Origin of the sequence: Pedobacter chinensis, assembly GCF_003339865.1 — a bacterium.
Taxonomy (GTDB): domain Bacteria; phylum Bacteroidota; class Bacteroidia; order Sphingobacteriales; family Sphingobacteriaceae; genus Pedobacter; species Pedobacter chinensis.
Genome location: NZ_QPKV01000012.1, coordinates 1 through 25146 on the forward strand (window position 1 = coordinate 1; position 25146 = coordinate 25146).

Annotated in this window: 31 protein-coding genes; 6 read left to right on the forward strand and 25 right to left on the reverse strand. The window is 41.6% G+C overall.

What is annotated here, in order from left to right:
• Positions 1-23: 23 nt before the first annotated feature.
• The 22 genes from DU508_RS20325 to DU508_RS20430 all read right to left on the reverse strand — a co-directional run bounded on the left by DU508_RS20325 (position 24) and on the right by DU508_RS20430 (position 17007).
• Entirely contained in the window at positions 24-581 is a 558-nt protein-coding gene (locus DU508_RS20325) for an ArdC-like ssDNA-binding domain-containing protein (protein WP_115404609.1), read from the reverse strand.
• On the reverse strand, positions 574-1110 hold the full coding sequence (locus tag DU508_RS20330; protein ID WP_158542220.1) for a M23 family metallopeptidase: 537 nt from the start codon (positions 1108-1110) through the stop codon (positions 574-576). The genes DU508_RS20325 and DU508_RS20330 overlap by 8 nt, the downstream gene beginning before the upstream one ends.
• Before the next feature lie 70 nt (positions 1111-1180).
• Positions 1181-1603 (reverse strand): hypothetical protein, encoded by a 423-nt coding sequence (locus DU508_RS20335; protein ID WP_056095029.1) that lies wholly within the window; start codon positions 1601-1603, stop codon positions 1181-1183.
• Between the two features lie 36 nt (positions 1604-1639).
• Complete coding sequence (locus DU508_RS20340; RefSeq protein ID WP_056095033.1) at positions 1640-3682, reverse strand: type IV secretion system DNA-binding domain-containing protein; 2043 nt, start codon at positions 3680-3682, stop codon at positions 1640-1642.
• A 9-nt stretch (positions 3683-3691) separates the two neighbouring features.
• Positions 3692-4519 carry a DUF4138 domain-containing protein gene (locus DU508_RS20345; protein ID WP_158542221.1) on the reverse strand — a complete coding sequence of 276 codons (828 nt, stop codon included), beginning with the start codon at positions 4517-4519 and terminating at the stop codon, positions 3692-3694.
• An 18-nt stretch (positions 4520-4537) separates the two neighbouring features.
• The gene (traM, locus tag DU508_RS20350) at positions 4538-5764 is read right to left on the reverse strand and encodes a conjugative transposon protein TraM (protein ID WP_056095039.1); all 1227 of its coding nucleotides are present in this window, start codon (positions 5762-5764) and stop codon (positions 4538-4540) included.
• Between the two features lie 9 nt (positions 5765-5773).
• Positions 5774-6160, reverse strand: a complete 387-nt coding sequence (locus tag DU508_RS20355; protein WP_056095041.1) for a hypothetical protein — start codon at positions 6158-6160, stop codon at positions 5774-5776.
• Positions 6157-6780: a conjugative transposon protein TraK gene (traK, locus tag DU508_RS20360; protein WP_056095045.1), complete on the reverse strand. Its 624-nt coding sequence runs from the start codon at positions 6778-6780 to the stop codon at positions 6157-6159. Before traK ends, DU508_RS20355 begins: the two co-directional genes overlap by 4 nt.
• Positions 6781-6784: 4 nt before the next feature.
• Complete coding sequence (locus DU508_RS20365; RefSeq protein ID WP_056095048.1) at positions 6785-7912, reverse strand: hypothetical protein; 1128 nt, start codon at positions 7910-7912, stop codon at positions 6785-6787.
• A gap of 3 nt (positions 7913-7915) precedes the next feature.
• A complete protein-coding gene (locus DU508_RS20370; protein WP_056095051.1) occupies positions 7916-8689 on the reverse strand; it encodes a hypothetical protein in 774 nt (257 codons plus the stop codon).
• Positions 8686-9351: a hypothetical protein gene (locus DU508_RS20375; RefSeq protein ID WP_056095054.1), complete on the reverse strand. Its 666-nt coding sequence runs from the start codon at positions 9349-9351 to the stop codon at positions 8686-8688. Before DU508_RS20375 ends, DU508_RS20370 begins: the two co-directional genes overlap by 4 nt.
• 4 nt (positions 9352-9355) lie before the next feature.
• Positions 9356-10012 (reverse strand): hypothetical protein, encoded by a 657-nt coding sequence (locus DU508_RS20380; RefSeq protein ID WP_056095057.1) that lies wholly within the window; start codon positions 10010-10012, stop codon positions 9356-9358.
• On the reverse strand, positions 10009-10671 hold the full coding sequence (locus tag DU508_RS20385) for a hypothetical protein (protein ID WP_056095060.1): 663 nt from the start codon (positions 10669-10671) through the stop codon (positions 10009-10011). The genes DU508_RS20380 and DU508_RS20385 overlap by 4 nt, the downstream gene beginning before the upstream one ends.
• Positions 10672-10682: 11 nt before the next feature.
• Positions 10683-13121, reverse strand: a complete 2439-nt coding sequence (locus tag DU508_RS20390) for a TraG family conjugative transposon ATPase (RefSeq protein ID WP_056095063.1) — start codon at positions 13119-13121, stop codon at positions 10683-10685.
• Positions 13102-13398 carry a DUF4133 domain-containing protein gene (locus DU508_RS20395; protein WP_115404611.1) on the reverse strand — a complete coding sequence of 99 codons (297 nt, stop codon included), beginning with the start codon at positions 13396-13398 and terminating at the stop codon, positions 13102-13104. Before DU508_RS20395 ends, DU508_RS20390 begins: the two co-directional genes overlap by 20 nt.
• Before the next feature lies 1 nt (position 13399).
• Positions 13400-13711 (reverse strand): DUF4134 domain-containing protein, encoded by a 312-nt coding sequence (locus DU508_RS20400; RefSeq protein ID WP_056095071.1) that lies wholly within the window; start codon positions 13709-13711, stop codon positions 13400-13402.
• A gap of 33 nt (positions 13712-13744) precedes the next feature.
• Positions 13745-14056 carry a DUF4134 family protein gene (locus tag DU508_RS20405; RefSeq protein ID WP_056095073.1) on the reverse strand — a complete coding sequence of 104 codons (312 nt, stop codon included), beginning with the start codon at positions 14054-14056 and terminating at the stop codon, positions 13745-13747.
• Between the two features lie 5 nt (positions 14057-14061).
• Positions 14062-14394, reverse strand: a complete 333-nt coding sequence (locus DU508_RS20410) for a hypothetical protein (RefSeq protein ID WP_147273667.1) — start codon at positions 14392-14394, stop codon at positions 14062-14064.
• Positions 14381-14761 (reverse strand): hypothetical protein, encoded by a 381-nt coding sequence (locus DU508_RS20415; RefSeq protein WP_056095077.1) that lies wholly within the window; start codon positions 14759-14761, stop codon positions 14381-14383. Before DU508_RS20415 ends, DU508_RS20410 begins: the two co-directional genes overlap by 14 nt.
• A complete protein-coding gene (locus tag DU508_RS20420; protein WP_115404612.1) occupies positions 14758-15393 on the reverse strand; it encodes a ParA family protein in 636 nt (211 codons plus the stop codon). Before DU508_RS20420 ends, DU508_RS20415 begins: the two co-directional genes overlap by 4 nt.
• A gap of 12 nt (positions 15394-15405) precedes the next feature.
• Complete coding sequence (locus tag DU508_RS20425) at positions 15406-16596, reverse strand: relaxase/mobilization nuclease domain-containing protein (RefSeq protein WP_056095080.1); 1191 nt, start codon at positions 16594-16596, stop codon at positions 15406-15408.
• 3 nt (positions 16597-16599) lie between these two features.
• Positions 16600-17007 carry a plasmid mobilization protein gene (locus DU508_RS20430; RefSeq protein ID WP_056095082.1) on the reverse strand — a complete coding sequence of 136 codons (408 nt, stop codon included), beginning with the start codon at positions 17005-17007 and terminating at the stop codon, positions 16600-16602.
• 258 nt (positions 17008-17265) lie between these two features.
• Here DU508_RS20430 and DU508_RS24380 point away from each other — a divergent pair, with 258 nt between their 5' ends.
• Entirely contained in the window at positions 17266-17472 is a 207-nt protein-coding gene (locus tag DU508_RS24380; RefSeq protein WP_056095085.1) for a DUF6965 family protein, read from the forward strand.
• 129 nt (positions 17473-17601) lie between these two features.
• Here DU508_RS24380 and DU508_RS20440 read toward each other — a convergent pair whose 3' ends face one another.
• Together DU508_RS20440 and DU508_RS20445 are read right to left on the reverse strand one after the other, a co-directional pair.
• Complete coding sequence (locus DU508_RS20440) at positions 17602-18573, reverse strand: toprim domain-containing protein (RefSeq protein WP_082489583.1); 972 nt, start codon at positions 18571-18573, stop codon at positions 17602-17604.
• 567 nt (positions 18574-19140) lie between these two features.
• Positions 19141-19983, reverse strand: coding sequence for an RteC domain-containing protein (locus DU508_RS20445; protein ID WP_056095091.1), 843 nt, complete (start codon positions 19981-19983; stop codon positions 19141-19143).
• Positions 19984-20278: 295 nt separating this feature from the next.
• Between DU508_RS20445 and DU508_RS20450 the strand changes: the two genes are divergently transcribed.
• The 5 genes from DU508_RS20450 (at position 20279) to DU508_RS20470 (ending at position 23710) form a co-directional block, all read left to right on the forward strand.
• Positions 20279-21418: a hypothetical protein gene (locus DU508_RS20450; protein WP_056095094.1), complete on the forward strand. Its 1140-nt coding sequence runs from the start codon at positions 20279-20281 to the stop codon at positions 21416-21418.
• 109 nt (positions 21419-21527) lie between these two features.
• Positions 21528-21995 carry a cyclic nucleotide-binding domain-containing protein gene (locus tag DU508_RS20455; protein ID WP_056095096.1) on the forward strand — a complete coding sequence of 156 codons (468 nt, stop codon included), beginning with the start codon at positions 21528-21530 and terminating at the stop codon, positions 21993-21995.
• A 33-nt stretch (positions 21996-22028) separates the two neighbouring features.
• Entirely contained in the window at positions 22029-22595 is a 567-nt protein-coding gene (locus DU508_RS20460; RefSeq protein ID WP_056095098.1) for a Crp/Fnr family transcriptional regulator, read from the forward strand.
• 158 nt (positions 22596-22753) lie between these two features.
• Entirely contained in the window at positions 22754-23230 is a 477-nt protein-coding gene (locus DU508_RS20465; protein ID WP_056095101.1) for a MauE/DoxX family redox-associated membrane protein, read from the forward strand.
• Between the two features lie 102 nt (positions 23231-23332).
• On the forward strand, positions 23333-23710 hold the full coding sequence (locus tag DU508_RS20470) for a hypothetical protein (RefSeq protein ID WP_056095103.1): 378 nt from the start codon (positions 23333-23335) through the stop codon (positions 23708-23710).
• A 44-nt stretch (positions 23711-23754) separates the two neighbouring features.
• On the opposite strand, the gene DU508_RS20475 is transcribed toward DU508_RS20470, so the two are convergent.
• Positions 23755-25143: a RagB/SusD family nutrient uptake outer membrane protein gene (locus tag DU508_RS20475; protein ID WP_115404613.1), complete on the reverse strand. Its 1389-nt coding sequence runs from the start codon at positions 25141-25143 to the stop codon at positions 23755-23757.
• Positions 25144-25146: the final 3 nt, after the last annotated feature.

Sequence of the window (25146 nt, forward strand, 5' to 3'; positions counted from 1 at the left end):
GGTATAACAGAAAGAGAAGGCATTCAGCATTGGACTATAACACTCCCGAACAAGCCGGGCAGACCATCGCTGGGGAAAAAACAGAAGCTGCATAAAAAGGTCTCTACTTTTCTATTGCAATTCCATGGCTTTTCTCTTTCCAGTTTGGGCATGCCCTCGATCTGCGCGGCATTAAACACGTAAGCATTGCGAACAATGGCATGGGGAAGTTCCCTTGTTTCCTTTATGGGCTTTCCGAGCTCATCATGCATAACCTTTCCTGAAGCGTCGCGCCTGGTTCGCTCATCACTTGTTTTAACGAACTGGATGAGCATGGATTTCTCTCCCTTTCTCACCTGCATTCCGCTTTCCTCTGCCTGCCTGTAGGTCATCCATCTTGGATCTTCCCTACCTGCCATCAAAAGTGATAGGGCATTGATTCCCTTATATCTATTGCCGCTCTGAAAATTGTAAGGCATTAGAAGAGGCATGCCCGCTGAATCCCATGGAATCTGCCAGGGTGCGGTTCCGGCGCGGAGTGCCTCAATTACTTTCTCGGCAACCTGAACGTGCAGGGGTTTATGAACATCTTTTTTATCCATCTTGCTCTTCCTCCGTATCCGCAAAACCAATTCCGTAAACCCAGGCCTCGTCCTGATTCAGTTCCACTTCCTCTTCCATGGCGAGTAGTTCCAGTTTTTGCCTTAGGGTCAAATAGGCTGAATTTTCCATAAAATTTATTTGATTAATTTTGGCTACTTTATAGTAGCGAAGAATAAAGTTTACAGGATCGATGTAGACTCCCCCGATGCGCAAACTAAAGTGCAGGTGTTCGCCAGTCACCCTACCGGTAGATCCCGTAACCGCTATAACTTCCCCAGAACGGACTTCCTCGCCCTTTCGAACCAGAATAATGGAGAGGTGGCCATATATGCTTTCAAGGCCTGAATGATCAATCCTTATAAATTTTCCCAGAATTGGATTAAAGCCTACGCCGGATACCTTTCCGGTAAGAAAAGAAAATACAGGCTCATTTCTTGCGTGAAGATCAATGCCACGATGGAAATCCGCAAAATGGGTAATAGGATGTATCCTTTTACCAAAAGCGCTATTTACCTTTATTGAATTCAAAGGCAAGGAGATTTGGGAGTAGCAGGATAGAGAAGAGCAAACAAAAATGAGAAGTACGCCTGCCAAAAGCCTAACGCTCAAAAGAAACCGCTTCGCTGACATTTATATTGTGATTTCGTGAAATATAGTCCTCCAGGGAAATCATGCTCCTTTTCATCACCTCTGGATTTTCGACAGCAATCTTCATCGCAGCAGAGATGTGACCATAATCTGAATACTCCTGTTTCATATTAATATCGAGCAAGTCTTTAAAAGTACCGGCATCCATATCCTTTACCCCAGTCATAATATCCTGATAAAGCTCCCTTTTATCCTTTAGCACAAGGAGGGCATCTGAGGAATACCTGCCAAGTGGGCCACCACCAAAGCCGACGCTAATGTTATCTTTTTGAAGATCCGCTATTGCAATTACACCTATCTGACCCTGTCTGGAAACAGGATCTGTTGTCAGCTGGGGATGTACCACCACAAGCCGGCCGGTTAATTCTTCCATAAAAATTGATTTTAAGATTGAAAAAAAATAGTTTGTTTATCTCTTCATTCCGCCTGCCATGGAGGCTTTGGGACTTTCCCCATTTTTTGGGACGGCAGCCTCGGTTCTGAATTTTTTAACCAATACCTGTATTTCATCATTTATGCGCATGAAGTTTTTACGGAGAATCTCATCCTTTTTTCCTGCGAAATCATAATACAACGGCATATCAGGGTAAGCTTTTTCCTCTGTAGCTAATGCCTCCATATCAAGATTCACCCTGCAGTTGATCGCCGAGGTATCAAATTTTCCGGTATATTCTTCTACCGCATCCGCTGCAAGCATACCAACGAGCTCTCCGGCCTTCAATGATGCGATCTTACCTGCAGGAATCAGCGATTCTAGTTTTTCCGAGAGCGACACCGATGTCTTGGTTCTATCAATGGACAAGCTCTCTGACTGTTGCTTAACTTTCCCAAAAAGCCGCTCCAGCCATTCGAGCGTTTCCTTGTTCCTTACCGAGCCAGAAAGTACATTCCCTACTACCGAGGTAATGGTGGTTGCGGTATCCTTTCCATATTGCTGCTGAAACTGTGGAAGCTCCTGGAGTCCCATGAGAACCGCTACCTTATTTGATCTGGCAGTGGCAATTAGATTTTCAATGCGGTGCACAAATAAGGTTGGCAGCTCATCGATAATCAAGGCCGAGGGCCGGTTTCCTTTAGAGTTGATAAGCCTGGTCAGCCTGTTGAGCACCACAGAATAGCAGGCGGAATTGATATTCTGTGTATTGGGGTCATTGGCAAGGACTAATATAGAGGGCTCCGCCCGGGATGAAATCTTTAAGTTGAAATCATCCGCGGAAAAAACCCAGAACGTCTCTTTAGTAGCTAAGCGGGAGATGAATACCTTTAGCGTTCCTATCTGCCCCTCTAGCTGGTTGAAAGCTTTAGCCTGCCATGCAGTGGCAAATGGAGAAAGTAAGCTCCCAAGCTCAGGATTGGAAAATAGCACCGAAAAAATCTGCTCATAACTGCAGTTCAAAAATGAAAGTACGTGCGGAAAAGTAGAATACTTCCCTCCCTGGTACTGAGAAAAGAAATAAATGCAGGAAGAAAGAAAATTTACCGCACTCTGGGTAAAGAACTGATCGCTACCACCGGATTTATCCCCTTTTTTCAAGGCTTCAACCAGGGCTTCCGCTGTTTCGCCAGCATCGGCGAGCGTTACTATGTAATCTGGTCTTAATACATTTATCCTCCTGCTTCGCTCTACCTGGGTTAAGTTGATGACATGAAAATCAAAGCCTGAGAGCCTGCCCTGCTTTTTACCCAGCAGATAATGGTAATAGGCGATCTGACCCAGGTCGGGAAACTTAAAGTCATAACAGCAGATACAGAATTCCTTAAAGATAAGCTGCCGGATAAAGGGCATAACAATGCCAAAACTCTTGCCCGAGCCCGGGGTCCCGATCAAAAGCGTTCCGCGAAAGATGTTCTCTATGTTAATGAAGCCCGAATGTACTTTCTTGCGGTAATAAAAAAGTGAGGGGATGGTAACTGCAAATGGTCCGTTTACAGGCTTTCTTGCCTGCATAAAGGATTCTTCTTCGGTATTCCACTTATCCTTACCTAAAGAAGAGCTGATAATCTTGGAAACATTATCCATCGCTAGGTGCACCAGGATCGTACCTATCAACAATAAAAAGATATACCCGATATCCTGCCAGCTGGTCAGATAAAAAACCGCAGTCCCCTTTTCACCAAAAAAAAAGATACTGGCCGCCATTAAGACTAATCCCAACACGAGCGGATAAATGATCGCTGTTTTAGCATCAAGATCTTTTTCTTTTTTGCTCAGTGTCCCGATTGAAACCAGCGAGATAAGCAACAACGAGAAAAACCGGCTATAGAGAGGGTGCTGGTAAATAATAATCCGTGACATGCGCACTAGAAACCTGGCGAGCCCGATTTTCTCTGCACCTAAATCAGTTAACAGCTTAGTTGCATAGACAAACATGAGCACATCTAGCAAAAGGGCTAGATAAATGGCAAACTGAAGGAAGCGGTGCAGGCTCTGTTGTTCCTTGCTTTCTTCCATAATGAAACATTAAAAGGTGTCGGCGTTTAGGATATCGGAGTAACTTAATGAAGCGCGAAGATTTCTTCCGGAAATCTGCTTTTCCGATAATTCAATACTGAATTCCTTGTCACCGGGAAAGGTGGTTTTTTTAATGAAATAAATATTACGATAGGATTTCGAAAATCTTTCAAAGGGATAAAGCTGAAAAACCGGCTTTAATTCTATGGACTGGACATTGGTAGATTTATTGATCTTTCTGTCCGCTATCTTAAACCTGAGCTCGTCGACATCAAAGGTGAGATTTGTCGAGTTATGGAAGCTCAGGTCAAGAAGGATGCAATCGCCAAGGGTATAAACCCGGTTTACCACCAGTGATATCCCGAAAGCTGATTCTTTTTTAATTCGGGAATCCCCTCTGCGCTTTAGCAGGGAAAGCGCATTGCTCTTCATTTCGTTCTGTGATAATCCTATCCCCGAAATATCAATGGATCTCATATAGGTTGGCAGGATATCGATTTGTGTGGAAACCAGCTCGGGACTAGCAGGCGATAAAAAGGAGAGTCTGTATTGTGCAATAAAGGTTTCTCCGACAATGGTAACCAGGCCAGCATCGCCGCTGGAGAAAAGAGCGGCAACAGAGTCTGGAATCGCCTTGATCCTGAGAATGTTCTTTTCCGGAAGGTCACCAATCAGCGAACTGCTGGATAGGTCTACATAGGAAATTTTCTCTGGCGAGATGAAGTGGATAGAAACTGAACCCGATATTCCGATTACCGGAATATCGGCAACGGTAACTGAGTGTGGCACTTGCGCATAAAGGGCCAGTGAGCTCAGGAAAATTTGAGCTAGGAACAATATTTTTTTCATGAAATTCTAATAAGATTGTTGTTTTCTTTTAAGCTCATTGGGATCAATGAGATAAACCTGGGTATTGTATCTGACCTTGACCTTATTGGACCGGATCAACTTGTTTACCGCTGTTGTTGTAGACTGGAACATCTTGGAAAGCACCCCCATAACGAGTTGATTGTTGTTTTCTGCCATCTGCTGTATGGTAATCCCTTGCGTGCTTGAACTGCTCATGTCCCTGGTAAATTCGCGAAAGGCGGAAGATGGAACATAAATACCGGCCATTCCGTCGTTGTCATAAACCTGAAGATTTACCGGCAGAATTTCCCCGCCATGGAATACCGATGAGATCACCAAGGAAACCCTTTGGGCAGAGAAGCCTGAAATAGTTGCATAGAGGTAGGTGCCTTTAGGGATCATAAACTTGCCGGCCATGATATCATCAGTCAGCCTTATACGCAGGCGCGATCCGGAAAAGCCTGTAACATCCTGATCAATGATCGCAGAAATAGGGCGTTCGACATCTCCGGAAAGTATGGTATTGAAGCCAGCCGAAAATCCATGCGATCTTTTGACCGGAATGATCTTCTTGCTTTTGGCTTCTGCTTCGGCCAGTTTCAGAGCCCGTTCTTTTTCAATATTCTCCTTTACAGCGGGATCATTAGCTTTCCCCATACTGTCGACAAGAGCCATCTGTGCCCGAAAAAGCTGCATGGGATCGGATGGGTTTTTAGAGTTATCAACCTCCTTAGTTACCCTGTTCTCCTGCATTTTTATCTTCGACAGTGCCGAGGCGAGTGCGATGTCCTGCTCAGTTCTGGAAGGGTTCCGCGACTTTACAAAGCTCTGTCCTGCCGCAGAATATCCATGGTTTACATTTTCCGGTCTGCCTGGCAGACCATATTTTGCCTTCATTACCTGGTCAATGGAATCTAGCATATGCTTTTCCCTCAAATTGTAGGATGAGCTTATCTCTGCCAGCTGTTGGTTTTCTTCACCAATACTACCAACAGCAGTGTATCCATCGGCCTGCTTGAATTTATTTCTAAAGGCATCCAGCTTTCCCGAAAGCTCCTGGTTCCTCACCTGCTCGGAAACATTTGCCACGTTGGTCTGTAGCGAATCTCTTCCCAGGACTATTTTACCTTCTTTTCCAAAACTGCTTTTATAGACATAAAAGAAGAGAAAAAGAAAAGGCAGACAGATTATGGGAAGAGCGTACCTGGGCTTTTTTAAATCTATTTTTTTCATATAATTTAATTAATTCTTCGTGTGGCCGGCACGCTCAAGCTCGGCTACCATACTGACCATGAGCAGGCTGTCCTGGCTATTTAGCGTTTCCTTGGCCAATAAAACTTTCAGCGCTTCCCTAATTTCCAGAGTTCTTTTAAGCTTACTTACAGTTGTTCCTATTTCGCTAAGCCCACTCTCAACTTTTAGCAGTGCTTTTTTTTCTAAAGGGGCTTTTTTTGAATCCATTCTCAGCAGCGTAAAGCACAAGAGAAAGGAACTGCCTAGTAGCAGCACCATAGATGAGAAGATAACCTTCGGATATTTTTTGAAAAAACCTGATATGGAGGCCAGGAGGCGTTCGATCAGATCAGAGAACTCATTTCTGAGTTCTGAAAACACAGTTGTCTTTTTCATTGGAATGCATTTTTATCTATAGTTGAAATATCCCTGTTCTCTAATGTCTTCCATCTGGTAATTAACACCGCGTGGGGATTATTATCAGATCTTGTTTCAAGATCGACCAGGCTTCCCTCCGTGATAAGCGAGCGGGTGACGCTTGAACTTCTCCTGTCTATTTTCTGTGTACCATAATACCGGAAATACATTCTTTTTTCATCTAAAAAAATAGAATCGGTTCGGAGCGTGAGTACAGCAGAGGAGGAGAGAATAGAGGTGAAAAAACCTTTTTCCTTCAGATTATTATACTGAAGGGCACCACTTTCATCAATAAGGTACATGGCCTGTTTCATCTGATATTCTATGAACTTATCATCTGGTACCAGCGAAAAGAAAAGAGAATGGAATTTTGCAATATGTGCGCGATATTCTGCTGCTCTGTTTAGCTGCACATCGGTCTGTTTTGCCAGGATTGGTGTTCCCGAGGGGTCAAGAATATAAATACTTTTACGAGAATCCCTAACATATCCATAGGCAAAAAAAGAAACAACAGCGACTACCGATAGACAGAGCAAAAAACTTCCCAGCGAAAGGAATGTGGCTAGACGGATTTTGGATTCGATACTTTTTATCATCATCTCTCTATCCTCCCATTATCTGTCCAGCAACCCTGGTCATGCTTGATGCACCTCTTCCCATAGAACTTGCGGCAGAAGATACACCCGATGTGGATACTATCCATGTTGAAATGCTCGGCACGGTAAGCATGGTTAGTGCACCGATGATAAAGGTTACGATTACCATTCCAAAGGAGAGAACTCCATTGCTGGCAAACCAGCCGAGCTTTTCAAGGCTTGCCCCGCCAGTCCCAACAAGCTCCTGATAACGGGTAATTTCCGCCTCAAGTGCATAATGCTGGAAAAGGGACGCTACATACATCACCAGATATGCAATCCCTGAATAAAGGTTTACCGAGATGAACCTGGCGACCCATGTCGAAAAGGAATCCCTGAAAGCTGGCAGAATAGAGACGGCTACTGAAAAGGGGCCTAAAATAATCAGTATCGTGGAAAAGATGATCTGAATGATAAAAATAATGTAGGTGCAGACCCTGAGTATCCATATAGCGAGTGTTTCCAAAAGAGAGGTAGCCAAAAGTTGCAGACCAACCTCCAGCCGGTTTCTCATTTCCACTATCGGGTTCCAGACTTCGGAAAACCCTTCCTTTACCGAAGACTTAACAGATTCCCATGCATTTTCATACCAGGTATCCGCTTCTGTTTTTGCTGTCTGCGTCTCGGCCTGAATTTTATAGAGCTGATCAGAAACCTCTACCATGAGCTTCGCCCGCTGTAGCCTGAGATCATTGATCTCTGCCTGGCTGCCATCGAACATTGCTGAGGTCTTCTGTTCTACAACATCGGTTGGATACGCAAGGACCCGGGTAAAGATGCTCCACCATAGAATCACCATGGTCAGACCGAAAGGACGGAGCAGCGGCATAATTTCAAGCTGTTTATCCCCGGAGATCATTTCATAGCTTTTGATAGCAAAAAAGATGAGCATAAAAATTGCCGCCAGTGCCTGCGCATCTGCAATAAAGGCATCATAATGAGTCCAGATCGTACTTTTCATCTCATGCAGAAAATGCATCATCCCCTCTTCATACACGCCGTTGCCCTGAAGAAAATTAAAAGTGTCCTTGAACGAATCGGGCACTGCCTGCACAAAAAAACCGGCTGTGCCGGTTATAACATTTAAAATATCCATTGCTTATAGTTTTGATTTTTTAAGAATATCATTGGCAATCTGGATATCGCTCTTTGGGGATGCTGGTCTTTGAACTTCACCGGCCCGTAACTTCTGGACAGACGAGCGGATAGAGAGATAGGTTTTTGCCCTGGATTTCTTGGTTTCCCAGCTTGCCGAGAGTTTTCTGAATTCAGATAGCATCCTGTGGTAGGCCATTATCCTTGATCCCCGGTCTAAGGTAGTCGACCTCGCGATTTCCAGCCTTTCAAGAAGTGCACTGCTTTCCTCCCTGTACCAGTCAAACAGACCCACAGATATTATGTATTTCTGTTCTGCAAGCGAAAGGCCTGCAAGCATATCGGCATCTGCCTGATTTAATAATCCTTCAAACTCGTTGCGATAGTACATTAGCCAAAGGGGATCGGCAAAAGAAAGTGCCGAAGAATAATTGGAGGCCTCGCTCAGCGCAGTATTGCGAAGGGTATCCGCATGCAGTTTGTAGAGATTATCTGTGTTCTGCATGGCTGCTGCCAACATCAGCCGTTGCGTTTGTGGACCGAGCGGGCCAAGGGGTCTTAGATCCGTTTTGGGATAATTGGGGTGAAGCGCCCAAGTAATCCAGTAATCAGGGTTGAGCCCTAAAAATCCTGGTTTGGGCGTAAACTTATCCGCATCCCATTGCTTGAAGACCATTCGTTCCTGCTGGTAGGTAATGTGTTTGTCGGTAATTTTCTTCTGTGACCAGAGGAGCGTTGAGAGCAAACAGAGGAAAAGAAGCAAAAAAGGTTTTTTCATGGTTTTAAAAGTTTTGATTTGAATAAAATATCACTCCCGAGACGCAGATCCTGATTGATAAAGCCCTGATAGGGATTAAGCGAACGGAAGACTCCATTCATTTTTGTCCAGTACATGGATTTTTTCATGCTGAATACCAGGGCACGGATGACGCGGAGCTCTAGGGCAATTTTCTTAAGCAGCGCATCGCGCTTTTCGAAATCCATGAGGACGTTTTCGCCTTCCTTCAATACAAAAGCAGAGACTTCTGAAAATAGGTTTATCCCCCTATCTTTTACCTGGCGGGAAACGTCTTCTGCAAAAAGCAGCAGATGGGGATCTGATTTGGCGATATCAATCATCCCGGCACTTTCCGATGAAATCTCGGCAACCAGTGAGCCGATCTGTCTGACCGCGATTGCTGTTTTGAGCCCCTGATCAACTTCTCTTAAGGAAGACAGGATTAATGACTGAACCATAACGACCGCGCCCAGATTGAGATTAATATCCGAAAGGCGGTTGTTGATCGTATTTAAATAACTGTTATACGTATTTTCAGCTGCCAGACGTACTGCTCCATTTTCATTTACGATATTAAAATGCCCGCGGTCAAAAACTAGCCTTTGAGCTTTACTACAATAATGACCAATCAGCATTAAAAAAATTAAAATAAGCAATTTCATAACATCAGTTTTTTAGGATATCTTTTTTTCGCAGGATTTCATCTACCAATTTTTTATCGGTATTGATAAATTCTGAGAAAGGGTTTAGCTGATTGAAGACCTTTTTTCTTGAAGAATATTGAAGGGTTACCGCCAGTCCTCTGGATGCCCCGGCTATCAGGCGGAGTTCAGTGAGCACATGGGAAAAAAGCATTTTGCGGTCGCTCTGCTTCATCTGGTTGATGTCCTGCATAGAAAGAGCAAGTCCGTACAAAAAATTCAGCAGTGCATGTGCCCGATCCCCCATATCCAGCTCTGCCTGTATGGCCAGAACGGAAAGTATAGAATCGTCCTTGCATAAATCAAAAATCATCCCCTGGCTTTCGGTAATATCAGCAATCAATGGATAGGCTTCGATTCCGATCTGCACCGCATCAATGGCAAGTCCCAAAGTCTTGAACCGGGACTGGATATCCCTGTATTTATTCTTTAATCTTACCATCAGGGTTTTGTTTGCCTCCTCATTTGCAGTGGATCCCGCCTGCCTGTCCCTCGCATCAGACTGTTTTCCGTGTTCTGTTTTGCTATTACCCACAAGCTGGTGCAAAAGCCCGACATTCAACTGCGCATGAGCAGCTATTGATATGAAAATCATAGCCGTGAAAAATGCTGCGCTTTTCATTGCTTGAGCATCTTGGCATTCCTGATAATATCGTCCGCTATGCGTTTATCAATATTGATATATCCTGCATAAGGGTTTAGGGAATTTAAGATTCCGCGCTGCTTTGCCCAGTACATCGTACGGTACATGCCATAGGCCACTCCGCGGAGGATGGTAAGTTCTGTGACGATCCTATTGAGAAGCTTTGCCCGTTCACCGGAATCCATCAGCGCGTCCCTCCCGTCTTTTAATACAAAAGAGCTAACCTCGGTAGCAAGGTTGATCGAACGGGTTTTGAACTCCCTAGCACCTCCTTCGGCAAACAGCAATAATACCGGGTCACCAGAGGCTAGATTAATCGCCTTATTCACATCAATGACAATATCCTGAGAAATCGCATAAATATCCTTAACAGAAAGCAGAGACCTCATTACTCCTGAAACCTCAGATAAGCCTCTGTAAATAGTGGATTGAAGGTCATTTACAATTCCAAGCTGACCAGTTACCGCGAGCTGTGCCCTTTGCACAAGAGTAAGGTTGTCGCTGGTTCGGGACAGACCGCTGTTCATCACCCCTGCATGGGCAGCCGTGGCCGCAGCGGTTGTTGGGTCAACGTATATTTGTGCGGAGGCCGATTGCACGAAGATTCCAAATAAAAAATAGATGAATATTTTTCGCATAAAAATAGAATTTAACTTGTGATGGATGAATTGACTTTCTTGACAAATTCGGGAAGAGAGATTGCGCTCATTTTCATATCGGCAACGAAATGTTCCAGTCCCAGAGGATAAGAACCGTAACGCTTGACATAAGATTCGACAGCAGTCTTTTCGGGTTTTTCGGTTGTGAAGGTTAAATACTGAAAAAGCGACACTTCAACGCCATAGACCTCCCCTATACTTCCGCGCTTAATGTAAACCTCCTTGAATTTCCCGCGTCCGGCCTTATTTTCAAGCGCATTGATGGTAAATATCTTTCGCTGCTCTACCTCACTGAGCGCCAGGAGCTTTGCTACCTCTGCATAATTCCCCCTGAACTTGGATTGATCGAGCAGGCAGATGGTGTCGGAACTGGCCAGAATGGAATCCTTTATTACAGCATTTCCGATAATATCGCCCAGTTCCTGCGTCACCACAATTGGCTCTCCCCAGAATTTCCTCATCGTTTTATAGAGGTAAAGAATGTAGTTAGCCATTAGCGGAGATGCGATTGCCTTCCACGCTTCTTCCAAAATCATCGCTTTTCGCTGGCCTGTACGGTGCCTCATTTTCTGCAGTACCAAATCCATAATCACCAGCGTCACGATTGGAAAAAGAACCCTATTTTCCTTGATTGAATCAATTTCGTAGACAATAAAACGCTCTGTAAAATCTGAGAGATCAGCGCTTTCGTTGAGCAGCCTACCGTACTCTCCGCCAAGACAGAATTTTTTAAGTACATAACGGTACTCATCAAGATCGAAACTGATCTTCTCATTTTCCTTGATCTCCGAAATCTTAACGATCGAATAATGGTAGAAAGAATCAAAACACAGCGCATAATCAGCCTCTCCTAAAAAGAAGTCTGAATAGTAGGCCGAGAGTACATTTGAGAAAACCGTATCCTCAATCTGCGATACGCTTCCCTCTGCACCCTTTAAAAGAAGTCCGATAAGTGTTTTGAGGAAATCCTTCTTTTCGATGTTATATTCTGCTTCAGAAATAAGAAAGGGATTCATCGTGATCGGATTCTCCTCGGTATAGGTGTAATACTTTCCTCCAAAATAATTGCATAGCCCGGAATAGGAATGTCCTACATCAACGATCACGATGTCGTAATTATAAAGCATATACTGTTCAAGCAGGCTGTTCATAAAAAAGGATTTACCAGTACCAGAGCTGCCCAGAACAAATTTTGAACGGTTGGTAATCCTGCCAGATTCCATAGGAAGATCTGCTGGATCTATGCCTACAGGGATTCCTCTCCTATCGGTAAAGCGCATGAGAAACTTGGAGGGCTCATCCCGCATCAGCCGTTCCTTGTAGAACAGGCAAAGGGCCGCATCCGAAGTGGTGAGGAACCAGTCGTATTTTTTCAGTTCCACTGCATTTCCAGGCAAGGCACTCCTAAAGAGTTCCATCTGGTTATAGGCATTCTTGGAGGGGATAATCCCCTGCTGAAATAGGGAAGCTTCAATAAAGTTACAGCTGGTATCCAGAAGTGGAAGTTCGCAGCAGACCAATAAAGAATAGTGCGCATTGACGAGCAACTGGTTTTCCCTTGCCACATCTATGAGCAACTTATCAATATCCTCCACACACATCTGATTGGCTGGATCAGGAACTCCGGAATGCCGCTTGCGTTTCAGCTGCAGTTTGTTCAGGGTAATGCCCTGGGAAGGAATTTCAATTAATTGGTTATAAACAAGACTTTCAATACCCGGAACTGATGACAGGAAAGAAAGGTTGTCCATCGGAAATTCCTGTAGTCCTTTCCCGTCGTTCGCCATTAAATATGGCCCAATGGATTCAGGCATGTCAATGGAATCGATATTGACCAGGCTCATGCAGCGGATCACCTTTTTCCCAATACCTATTTCAGTATCCCCGGCCCTTAAGTTATTGAGCGAAAAATGGTCTGAGGAGAAATCCATGGCAAGCATCCGCGAAATATAGCGTTCTATCTCACCCTGGGGCAGTACTTTTGGTGATACCGATGCTCCTTTCAATAGTTCACAGACCTTGGCAATATTGGATACAAAATCCAAAAGGGCTTTCCTGTCATAAACGTACATTGCCCTTCGTTTGACCTGACGGGTTATAACCAGATAACTAGAGTGCTCAATATATTCCCTCCCTGAAAAATGCTCATCGTATTTTTGCTGAAGGGGTTCACTTTGCACTTTCGCCTGATAAGTTCTTTTAGAGAACACATCCTGTTTCTGAATGATATACCCTTCACTCAATATCTTGATCACATTGAGAAGCAGAAGATGAAAGGCCTGGTAGCCTGCCGGATCAGCGGAATAAATAAGCACCGGATTTTCGATAGAAAGAATTACTGAAAAATCGCCTGACTCACCATAAAGAACGGAAAGTCCGCCTATCTCTTCTATTCCGGCATATGGCAGTTTAAATTCCTGTTTTCCCATAACCTCGCCTTAAATAAATACGATGAATGAATATCTCCCTGGATCTGGTCTTATCATGAAGACCGAATGCCTGCTTGGAATATGTGTAGAGGAGCCCACCGGCTATTGAAAGAATGGTTAAGAGGCCACCGATATACATATTGAGGAGCGCACCGGCTAGGCCTCCTGTGACCAGCCCAAGACCTAAGGAAGAAATTCCATAAGCAATAAACTTCCCTTTGAAACCGCGATAAACAAGGGGCTTTTGAAGCCCCTTGTAAACTGGATACATCCTCATGCTATACGCCAAAGAAAGCCTTGATCACTACCGATACCAGAACCAGAAAAAGGCAGGAACCTCCCCAGCCCATAATTTCTTTGTTGATGTCCTGATCTCCGGAATTCCATTTGATGTAGACACGTACCCCGCCGATAATACCTACCACGGCACCAATCGCAAGGGTGAGTGTAGAAACCGGATCTACATAAGAGGTCAGCGAGGAAGTCGCCGCATTGATTCCTGTTGTTCCTCCCCCAGTCTGGGCGGAAACTGCCTGCACTAAACCCAATAGCGCGGCCAATGACAAAAGTCTTTTGCTTTTTCTTGTCATAAAAAAATTGATTTAAATTGAATAAAATTGTATTTACAGTCCGAAAAGACCGCGGAGGAATACACCGATGAGAGATAAAAAGAGGCATGAAAAGAACCATCCCATAACCTGCGCATCAATGTGGTGCTTGCCCATCTGCCAATTGGCATAAACCCTAAGTCCACCTAGGATTCCTGCGATTGCGCCAATAACCAGTACCAGATCCGAGAGCGAAAAATACCAGCCTTTCACCTCTGCCGAGGCGGAATAAAACTCTGAGATTCCTGGTTGAGCATTAGCGGAAAAAGTAGAGAGCAAAAAAAAAGAAGCTGACGCTGCCCTTAAAAAGAATAAAGAAAACCTCATGGAGTTTAGTAAGGTATTGCCCGCGTATGTTCGATGAGGTTGTCTTTCGCAAGGGAAAAAAGCTGTTTTAGTCCAATGCCTCCACTTGAGCTAATTGGACCTGTTGGCAAATAAGGGGCTGGTTTCTCCTTTTTTTCTGAATCCGTAGGCACAGCCTCCTCAGCTTTCTCTTCCAGGGTAATCAGCTCAGGGGTAAATGTTTGTGCAAAGAAAAGCTCGTCTTCCGGAGTTTCATTCACACCAACTCTTTGAGATAGAAAAAGATCAAAAAATAAGTTCAGTAAATAATAAACCATATATACAATAAAGATTATGGTCAAGAAATTAGTCCAGCTCATGGGTCATATTTTTTAAAGTTTGAGAAATATATTCGTTTAACCAGGGATGGCCTTTTAAAAACTGGTGGAGGGAAAAAACGATTACCCTGGTCATATCAATATTCGAAGTAATCTTTAGTTGCCTAAGCTTATTCATTGTGCGCTTATCAATGCGGATAAGGATTTTCTCCTGCCCATCCATATTAAAGTCCCGCAGGGATGAGAGAAAGCTAGCTAGCCGCTTGGTATTCACGACCGTTTCTTTGGATTCAGTTTTTTTTACACCAATCTTTTCAGCCCCATGACTGGCCTGGGATTTTTCCGGCAATCCCTTTTCCTCTTGGATCCTTGATTTCAATTGATCGGCAAGGGACTTGATTTCGCTCATGATGATATACCTCTCTTCATAAAGCTGCCATAGATAAAGTCCATTGCCGGCATAAAAACTTGAATTAAAGAGGCCGGGACATGGATGGTTCCTACCCGCTGAAAATCGATGCGGTCAGAAATACCGGGAGAAATCTTTCCAAATCTGGATAGTACCTTGTCTACCTCTTCCCTGGTTTCATACTTTACGGTTGTTTTAATCCTATTTGGCACATACACCATGGGTGATAAATTATTGATCTCCCGACATACAAGCGAAAAGAGCACTGTACTGTCTACAGAAAATTCATCATAATTAAACGGGCAGATAATGAGTTCCGCGGAACTGATAATGGGAATCAATAGATCATCGTCCATTTTACCCGGAAGATCAATGAGCACAAACTCATCCCTATTTTGGTTAAGCAGTTCCAGCAGAGCCGGGAAGTACTTAAGATCAGAGGGAATAACCTCGTAGAGGGGATCGTTCTCAAGAATTTTTGCCTTTTCAAACTTGCCTGAAATCGAAGCCTGGTAGTCCATATCCAGAACGGTAACCTTCTTTTTTTTAAGCATTGAGAGGAAATAGGCCAGTAACAGGCAGAGTGTACTTTTACCTGCTCCCCCTTTCTGATTTCCAATTAATATAACCATAAGCATAAAAATTTAACGTGTATTGGTTCTTGCTTTTTTTTGCCTGCGCCTATTCCGTCCGAGGATCTGCTCATCATCAATATCATCAGAGATATCTATATCCAAAGAGAATTCGCCAATGGATATACAATCATGCATTTCAACCTCGTCAGCAGGAAATATTGACTCTGATGGATTTTCAAGGAGCATCTCTTCCTTTGGAGAAAACTGATTTTCATAAATACCCTCCGAAATGGGTATTGACGTTTTTACTTCTTCGGTTTGGCGTAAAGTCTCCATAAATTTAGTTATGGACATAATATCGCCACCTTTAAAAACTTCCTTGGTGGAATGGTCTAAAATGGTATAGCCATATGGCGGCTTGTCACCTTTAAAATGAAATACAAACTGAAGGCCGAATGAAGAAGATAATTTTTCGCTTAACTCAGAGTTATAGAATATTACTTTTCCTTTCTCGCCACCTGGAAGATCTTCCCTGATCGCTTGAATTCTGGAATCGGTAATTGGCCTATACTTTGCAAAAATCTGTTTTAACTGTTCCTTTCTTTTCTGATCAGGTGAAAACCGGGCAATTTTTTGTTCTATTCTGGTTAAGTTTATACTGCCTACTTTTTCACCATACTTTGACAGATCAAGCGTATCCTCCAGAACTTTTAATGCATATCCCTGTCTTTCAAGCAACATCATAAACTGCGCCTTATTGGAGAAGCTGTATTGAAGTGCCCTCGTCAAAGCTTTTTCAGCAGCATGTTTCTCATCATTACCGATAAGTTTATTCAGTACCTTATAAGCCCTGATCTTCTCAAAGCTGTCGGAAATCTTTTTCCCTTCCAGGTCTATTCTTGAAGATACCATATGGATGTGATTATTCTGCGTGTCCTTGTGGAAAATGAGAAGATACGGCTGATTTCCATAACCCATGCCCTCTAGCCAGCCTTCGGCCAGTGTAACTAGTTCCCCCTTGTCCAAGCTTCTGCCCTTTGAAGATATCATTGCATGAAATTGCGGATATACAACCCTGCGGTTTCTGCTCGCTAGGGATGAGAGGTAGTTTATATAATCTCCAGGCCTGATCTCAGATAGCCCTTGCAGCGCCCCAAAACCGGATACCTTTACCAGTTCTCCCTTATTTTTTTCAACTTTATTGGTATTGTACCTAACTGCCCTAAAAGTCTTTGATTTCCAAAGAATTTTCACAATCATAAACTAAGCCTTTAATAATCTGAGTAATTCCCTGGTTGCTCTCTCCATTCCTCTAAATATTGAAATGTAATCAGTAAAAATCGTGTTGAACTGAAGTACAATTTCAGCAGAGAGCATTCCTCGTTTATTTAAAAAGTTCGCATGCCGGGCAAGCTGGTTAATGTTGTTTCCTGACCTACCGATCTCTGCACCGATCTGGTTCAGGTGTTTTAAAACTTCGACAGCATTGATTTTATTTGAAACCGCAGAGGAGATTAAAAGCCTTTGCCGCAAGAAATCACTTTCTTTCAATCCAAGGGAAAGCCAAAGGTTTCGGAGTAAAGCATATTCTTCCTCGGTAAATCTGGCCTTAATGAACCTGGTTCTTTTACCATCTAATTTTAAAGGCCTCCCATTCTTTTTCTTGGTCATATTCAACAATTAAGGGACATCCTCCGAAGAAGAAAAAACTAGTTGCGACGTTTTTTCCATCCCGCTACGCCCCCAAGGCGAAAAAAAGCGGGCAAGTTATAGGGTTTTTGAGCAACAAAAACACAACTTGCAGGCTAAAAAACCAAAATACACCAACTATAACGAAAGGATAAAAACCAAAAAACTTAAGCTTGGTTTATTAGGATTTTGTTAAAAAGTATTCCGGCAAAACAGAAAGCCTAAAGCTATCTTTGCCAGATGGAGCTGCAGGAATTAGAAGAGTTTTTCAAGAATTGCCGGAGACCGGAAATGCCGGTGTTTTTAAATGAGGCAACAAAAGTAACTGACTTTGATTTATTTCTAGAGAGCCATTTCGGGCCACTTAGAGCTAATCCGGAAAGTAAAATCAATAAGCCACTATTAGTAAGACTAAAAATGATGAAACTTATCATTGAGTTTAACTAGCTAAACATATATCCACATATTTCTATATAAGAATATCCACATATACCGATAGAGACATATTGATATTTAAGCATATATAGATAATTATATCTATATAGCTCAATATTTACATAGTTATATATTCATATATCAACGTGTTATACCAAAACCATTCTCTACACTAAAAGGCATAGGCTTAACAATAGATTTTTCAATTTGCCTTAGATCAGCCACAAGCTTTTCATTATAATCCTTAAACCCTGCATATTTGAACGAACAGTCTATACTTCCATGTACATCTCGGATAAATTCCTGCGCAGCAGATTTTCCTGCTTTATCATGGTCAAAATAAAGTTCAATAGAACCAAACTGGTTTGACCTACCCTTGGCAGCCTGTAGAAACGAAAGGGAATTTAACACCAATATGGATGCAGGATCCTGTGGATGTTCGACTTTCCAGCTCAGAAAATCAAAGTAACCTTCAAAGACACCTAGCCTGTCAACAGCCCCCTGCAAAAAACTCATTCCCTTGTGCCCCAGGCAACCCTTAAAATATTTGTTGCGTACCTCCCAGCCACCATTCTCATTTGGCCATGCAGAAGCAAAGTAATTCCTGCGCTTATTGCTGCTGTCCATGACCGAATAATAAAGTTCATATAAATAACCACCTGCAACGCTTTGCACTCCCCTGCCTTTAAGATATGAGCTGATGACATCGTTGCCGATTGATTCATTTACTACTTCTACTTCATATCTTGGAACTTTGAAGGGCAAGGGCCTTCGGGAATTATCAACAGGCACATCCGCGGTTCTCTCAAGGTTTATTTTTGCATACTCTACGATTTTTTTAAGAACCTCAGGAAAGCTTGAGGGATACCAATATGCAAGGCCAAAATCGATTATGCTTCCGCTTTTTATTCCCGATACTCCTGCACCGCCATGGTCAAACCAGACCCCCAGATTATCATTTACACAAAGTGAGGCCGTATATTCTTCACGCAACATACTTAGAAAAAAATACTCTCCCCCCGATACTTTCTGGGGACTAAACCCCAAGTTCTTCAAAAGATCGAGGAGCGACACTTTCTCCTTGATCTCATTAACGTTTAAAAAAGCTGACATACCGATTTAGTTTTAGAATTTTCAGAAACAAAAAAGGGGCTTATCGCCCCTATAAAATAGAACCCAAAAAGAAGGGCCTCTATATATTGTAATTTCGGAACTACTCGCGTCGATTTCTACAAACCGGACTTATCGTCTGCCAATGCGCTTTCACCTTTTTGACGTCATCTCAAAGCTTCGCAAAATTCCCTTCAATTTAAAGGGTAATGTTTCATTCCTGAATGTCAAAGACCAACTCTTTTGTTGGCTCAAAATTCAGTATGTGCAAGACGTGTTATTGACACTATGAAAATAGTGTGAACGATTTTTATAAGGCTATTTTTGCCTTGATCTGAAAGTTATTTATTGGAGATCAGATTTGTTATAAATTTTACATTCATCAGTTTAGTTGATTACTGATCCATTTTTATTAAACAGAAGAGAATTTCATTAAATCACTAGCATTTTATTTACAAAAACTATAACACTTTTATTTAGGTGTGTAATTTTTTTAATCTGGATTATTTTGAGGATATCCTGCGATATGAGAAAAATTATACAAAGTGAAATTGGCAATTTGGTTGATTATCAATTAAACTTAAGTTTTCTGGCAATGTGATCGTTTATGGCATTTCTCATACTGTCTAAATAAACAGTATATCCCTTGCTTTTCCTTCTAGAGATATCAATGAACTTGCGATAAGCGACACCCAGATCTACATTTAAGCTCTTTTCAAGAATATCAACGACCTGAGAAATATCTGCTTTTCCATTATTCAATGACCCCATAAAATATATGCCATAGGCAAGTTCTACAAGCTTCACTTTATCGTCTGTCCATCTCAGGTTTGAGTTTTTTGACAACAATTGAAATATTGAGGATTCTGGGTCGCTGTATAAAAGTCTGATGCGTGTCAATAAAAACTCCCGCAAATGTTCATACGCACGGAATTTAGCAAAGGTATAATCTCCCTTTGTCTCGAATTCACTAAAATTCACTGCGGGAAGTATGTTCTGCCTATTACGCCTTAAAAAGTATTCTTCATCTAGTGCGCTCTGGTCATTGAGATAATATTGGTAAAGAAATTGATTTTGTTCGAAATATCTTCTTAAGAAATCTATTTCCCTTATGTAATAATTTCGGATTGCCTCGTCTGTATCTACTGGAATATTCGAGACAATATTGAACTGTTCTACAATAAAAATTTTCCAACTGTAAAACTTGGGCTTGATCTGTTTAAAGAAAAATATCTCTTCTGCTTCCGAGGAAAAACCTAATCGGTTTGCTAGGGAATTTAAACGGATTGTGCCGCTTTCTATCATTTCAAGGGAGGAGGATAACCTAAGCAGATCACTTATAAGTTCATTTTTTCCAGCATGAAGCTTAGAGGTCATTTCCAGGTACAGCTGTTCAGATTGGGGGATTAACATACACAAAGGATTTAGATGAAAAATAGGTTTATTTTAGGCAGCTAAAATTCAGCCTGCGTTGCTGCAAATTGAATTATTGCAGGCATAGAATCAAGTTAACTATCAGTTGCATAATTGATCAACCCCCTTTGAATTCATTATTTGCAGATAAATTCTAAAGACAATATACGTCGGTTTTTACTTTTGAGAATATGTTTGTCAGCCTAATCAAACTATTCGTGTAACCACCCAAGGCCTCGGTGTAAAAATCTTTTTGACAGGTAAATTCAGTCATAAATTGTGCTAAAAATCAGCTATGAATTACCAATTTATTTTTTTTGAGGAACATCTCACAAGCCTGCAAACGAAAAAAAGTTTTGCAAAAAATTTTGCAGTGGAGTCAAAAAAAAATCTTGAACGAGAACATTCCAGACTGACCAGAGCCTTCAGGGATATGGCCGTTGAACTAAATAATCATAAAAAGTCAAAAGCATATTTAAATTTTCACCAACAGAACTTAACCCTTTTAATGGATAAGACCAGTAGAGAAAAAACGCAAAGGGAAAAAGATCCGGACCACACGATTATCATAAGCACTCTGAAAGCACTGCTGGACATAATGGAAGAATTACTAATCTGGATGAAACAAATCTTTCCGGAAATATTCAATTATAAAGGCAGGATACCTATAAAAATGATTGAGTCAGAAATTTCCGAAATTGAGAATGATTTGAACTTAATCGTTGGAGAATTTGAAAAGAAGAAATTGGATCCTAAACTGATGCAGGTCACAAGATCGGTTTTGGATATAAGTCAGATAGTCAGTTTTAAAGATCTTAATTTTTGGAAAGAATCCTGCGATAAAATCCATCAAGATCTTATGTTGCTTGATTTGATTGATGAGTTTAGCATTATAAAAATTTTCATGGGGCTTGGAATAAATCATCCTGACTTATTTTTTTATGCCAAATGGCATATTTCAAAAGAGATTGAGCATAAGACAACTTTAGGGGAAAAAATTTCTGCAGTCTGTTCCTATCGGAAAGAGATAAGAGTGTTATACAGAGAAACCCAAATGCTCCAGTTTACAAGGAAACCCGATATTCAGCGCACTATAAAAAAATTCCTTCGAGAAGAACTCCTTTTACTCCGGGCTATGGAATTCGTGAATCATGAAGTTGAGGAAGCGGGAATCATGAACGCCAACTATAAAGTTTCCTTTTCCGTTAAACAGCTGGCCTTTTTTGTCCATCTTCAGATGGAGACCGGGATAATAATATGGCAAAGGGCAAAATTCGCGCACCAGTATATTGCAAGGCACTTTAGCACGGTGGAACGCGATTCAATATCTGAAAAAAGTGCTAGAAATGCCCACTATAATCATGCTAGTGAAGATATTAAGAAAGTGATCGCAAAGCTCAGTGAAATGCTAGCATTAGCTCAGGAAAGATATTGAAATTGTGAGAATACTGCGAATCTTGCAATTTGATGAGGGGTTGCAAGACCATAAAATTTCTGCAACTTGACAAAGTTTTCAAATAGCCGTTCTTTATCCCTAAAAAGATATGGACGTAGAAAACTATTCACAGAAACTAAACGCATTTCACTCACTCTCGCCTGGACTCAAAGCATACATCTCAACCATAGCAAAAAAAACTGCATACAAGGCTGGCCAGACAGTGTTCTTGACTAGAGAAGATTATAATTTTTATCCCTTGATTGAAAGCGGGTCATTACGGCTAATGGCAATCGATAAGGATAATGACGAAGAAATTGTTATCCGAACCTACAATGCTGAGGAATTCCTTTATCATTTCCCAAACGTTATGCCAAGGTCGAGATTTGAACTTTATGTAGAGTTTTTAGAGGATTCTTATTTGATAGCGTTTAGCGAAAAGCATTATTCGAACCTTCTGAAATTATTCCCTGATGCGTACCTCTTGAATCTATCCTATACAGCCTGGCATTTAAACATACAGTTGGAACTTCTATTCGGCAACAATAAAATTCCTGATAGGCAAGAACATATATGACACACCTTAAAGTTTACCCTAAATCATATTTAAATGAAACGACTCATCGAAAAACTGCAAAGTCTTCAAAATGCAAGCGAACCTTTTGTAAGCCAACTGGCGGAAATCTCTGTTCAGAAAACTTTCAACAAGGGCTTACTTATTAGCACACCAGATCATTCATACCCAGAACTGTATTTTATCGAAGAGGGCCTTGCAAGAGGGTATTTTATTTTCGAGGGGCAGGAAAATACTTCCTGGATATTACAGAGTGGGTTTATTTTTCCGACTACGTCGTTTTTTTCCTTCACTCACACAAATGAGTACGTAAATTTTTTAAAAGACAGTTCCGGCTATTCAATAAGTCTATCCCAATGGAGTGAACTTGCCAAAGCAAATCCCCAATTTCTAATGATTCTTCTGGAAATCTATGAGGAACATTACCGTGAAATTACGCAAAGAGAACAAATGCTGAGGATCAGACATGCGGAAACAAGATTTCTCTATTTTCAAGACAGGTATCCAGAATTAATTAATCTTCCCATTCATAAGATTCTGGCTTCCCTTCTCGCAATTGAATCAAAATACCTCTTCAAAATAAAAAGGAAATACCGCAGATGACACGGTAGGGAATCGCATTATTACACAAATAGGTGTACGATTATTTCTTTTCCCAAGGGGTGCAAAAAGAGTAAAAATTGCCGAATTCGGGTAGTTAATATTATTTCTGTTGTTTCGAACTTTAATCCACAATCAGATGGGTTTTTAATAAACAAAACATGGAAAATATTTATTCACATAAACGGACGCATATAAGCTATAAAAGCTTGGTATCAAATCTAAATACCGTTGGAATATTCCTGCTGACATTGCTATGGTGTTATGCAGTTTTTGCAAAGCTCGCAGATCTAAAACTTTATCAGCTCCAGATGAAGGATCAACCCTTTTCTGAAGAAATACAACGCGTACTGACATATCTGGTCCCGGTTCTTGAGCTGACCGCTGCTACGCTGCTGATTTTTAATAAACACAAATGGGGACTGTGGCTTTCCTTGTCCCTGATATTGGGATTTACCATATATATCACATTGATCCTAACCCATGTTTTTCCTAATGCCCCATGCAGCTGCGGTGGCTTCATTTCTAAGATGAGCTGGAAAAGCCATCTCTACTTCAACATGCTTTTGTTTTTTATAAATATGGGTTGTCTTATTAGAGTTACCAAAAAGGAAAGGAGGTTAAGCGGCAAAGAGTGAAAAATATAATTCCAAAATTTAATGCATTCAACAGGGCATGGTGCCCAAATCTTAAACTAACTTTTTCGCTTGTTTTTTCGAAGTAAAAAGCATCCTTAAATTATGTATACAGCAATAAAAAATGTAAGCAAAGGCCTAATGGCCGCCGCTTTAGGATTAGTATTAGTATTTGGTGGTTCTGCATTCAAGGCAGATAGCAAAAGGGTACAATATACGTTTCAGTATACCGGTAGCGATAAGTCCCGAACTGAGGTTGAAAAAGAATCTAACTGGACTTATAGTCCTAACGCAGCGGGCTGTGATGAAATTCAACAAGAAGCCTGTCTTATACGAGTAGATGCAAGCTTTGTGAATACAAGTGGCACCCCTACGCTAGACCCTTCACTTAACTTAATCGCAAGTCCCCACACATCAACACGTGCTTATGTAGTATCCAGTGATGATGGAGACATGGACATCGAAAACAAAACTGCCCAATAACCTAAGGGTAAAATATGAGGGGGAAATGAACTCCCCCTTATAGTTTAGTTTTGTGGCATGCCTGAAGATTCAATAATATCAGTGGGCAACGGCAAAGCATAATATCGTGAATCTGGCGCAAGGGTGAAGACTTGACTTCCGAGAACCCGTCTTAGAATTATATTTGCTCCTTCTTTGTTGTACCTTTTAAGGTCAGCAAAACGAAGACCTCTCATCAACAACTCCTTCCTTCTTTCTTCACGGATTTTTCTAATAGCATCAGACTTATCGGTTGCAGTTACAGGCGAAAAGGGCACTGTATTTCTCCAACGGGACTTTAATAAAATATTCAATGTTTCCATAGCCCCAGACAGGTCATTGAGCCAGGCTTTACATTCGGCGCTGTTAAGATAAAGTTCATCTGTTGCAAGGCCTGAAAAGTAAATCGTTCCACTTGCGGTGTAATTCCCCTTGAACTGCTGGTATGGCGCAGAAGCCCGGAAAAATGCAGTTCTTCTTAAATCGTTAATGTTATAACTGGCATACAAGGCAGTATCGACTCTAGAATTTGTAGTATTATTGACTCCAAAATTACTGGAAAGTTCTGCATACCAAATCGTCTCCTTATTAAACTTTTTGATTGGTACTGTGCTACTTAGCGCCAGGAGATCACTATCGCCATTGTAATCCATTAGCTTGCTGTTGAATTTGAGTGCTTCCAGTGTATATTTCAATGACGTTTCATATTCATGACGGTACAGAAAACATCTTGACAACAGCGCTGCTGCGGCTCCTTTTGAGGGTCGCATCACATGCTGAGGGTAGTCGGGCAGTAAGGTTAATGCTAAAGTTGCATCTTCAATTATTTTTTGGTAACAATCGCTTACCGAAGAACGTACCGAGGGGACATTAAAGTTAGATGATGTTCTAAGTGCAATACCTAAATCATTGCCAGAATTTTTTTCATCAAAGGCAAGTCCATGTTGATTGGTCAACATCAAAAAATAAAAGGACCTGTAGAATAAGGCGCTTCCCTTGGCATTGTCCCATTGAGAACTGTTCGCTGGCGTTCTGTCTATGCTTTCTAATAACTCCAGGCAAAGATTACTATTAAAAACAGACGTATACGCCAGACTCCAATCATTGGCATGTCGATAAGGAGTAGGCTTCCAGGTATAAGCTTCTTGAGCCCTTACACTTAGCGCATTGTAACTGTTGACTGTCAGGAAAAAATCATCACTTGATGCTTCGCCAAATGACGGAGTTAACCTCAGGTTCATAAGATTGGCATCGTCCAAAAGTCCTTGTACGTCAGATAAAGTATGTGGAATTACCAATTTGGCATTTGATTTAACCTCAAGGTACTTTTTACAACTCAAGGTAAGTAGCATTGCAGTACAAAGTACAATACTTATTGCAATATTATTTTTCTTCATAATTACTATTTCTATCATGGT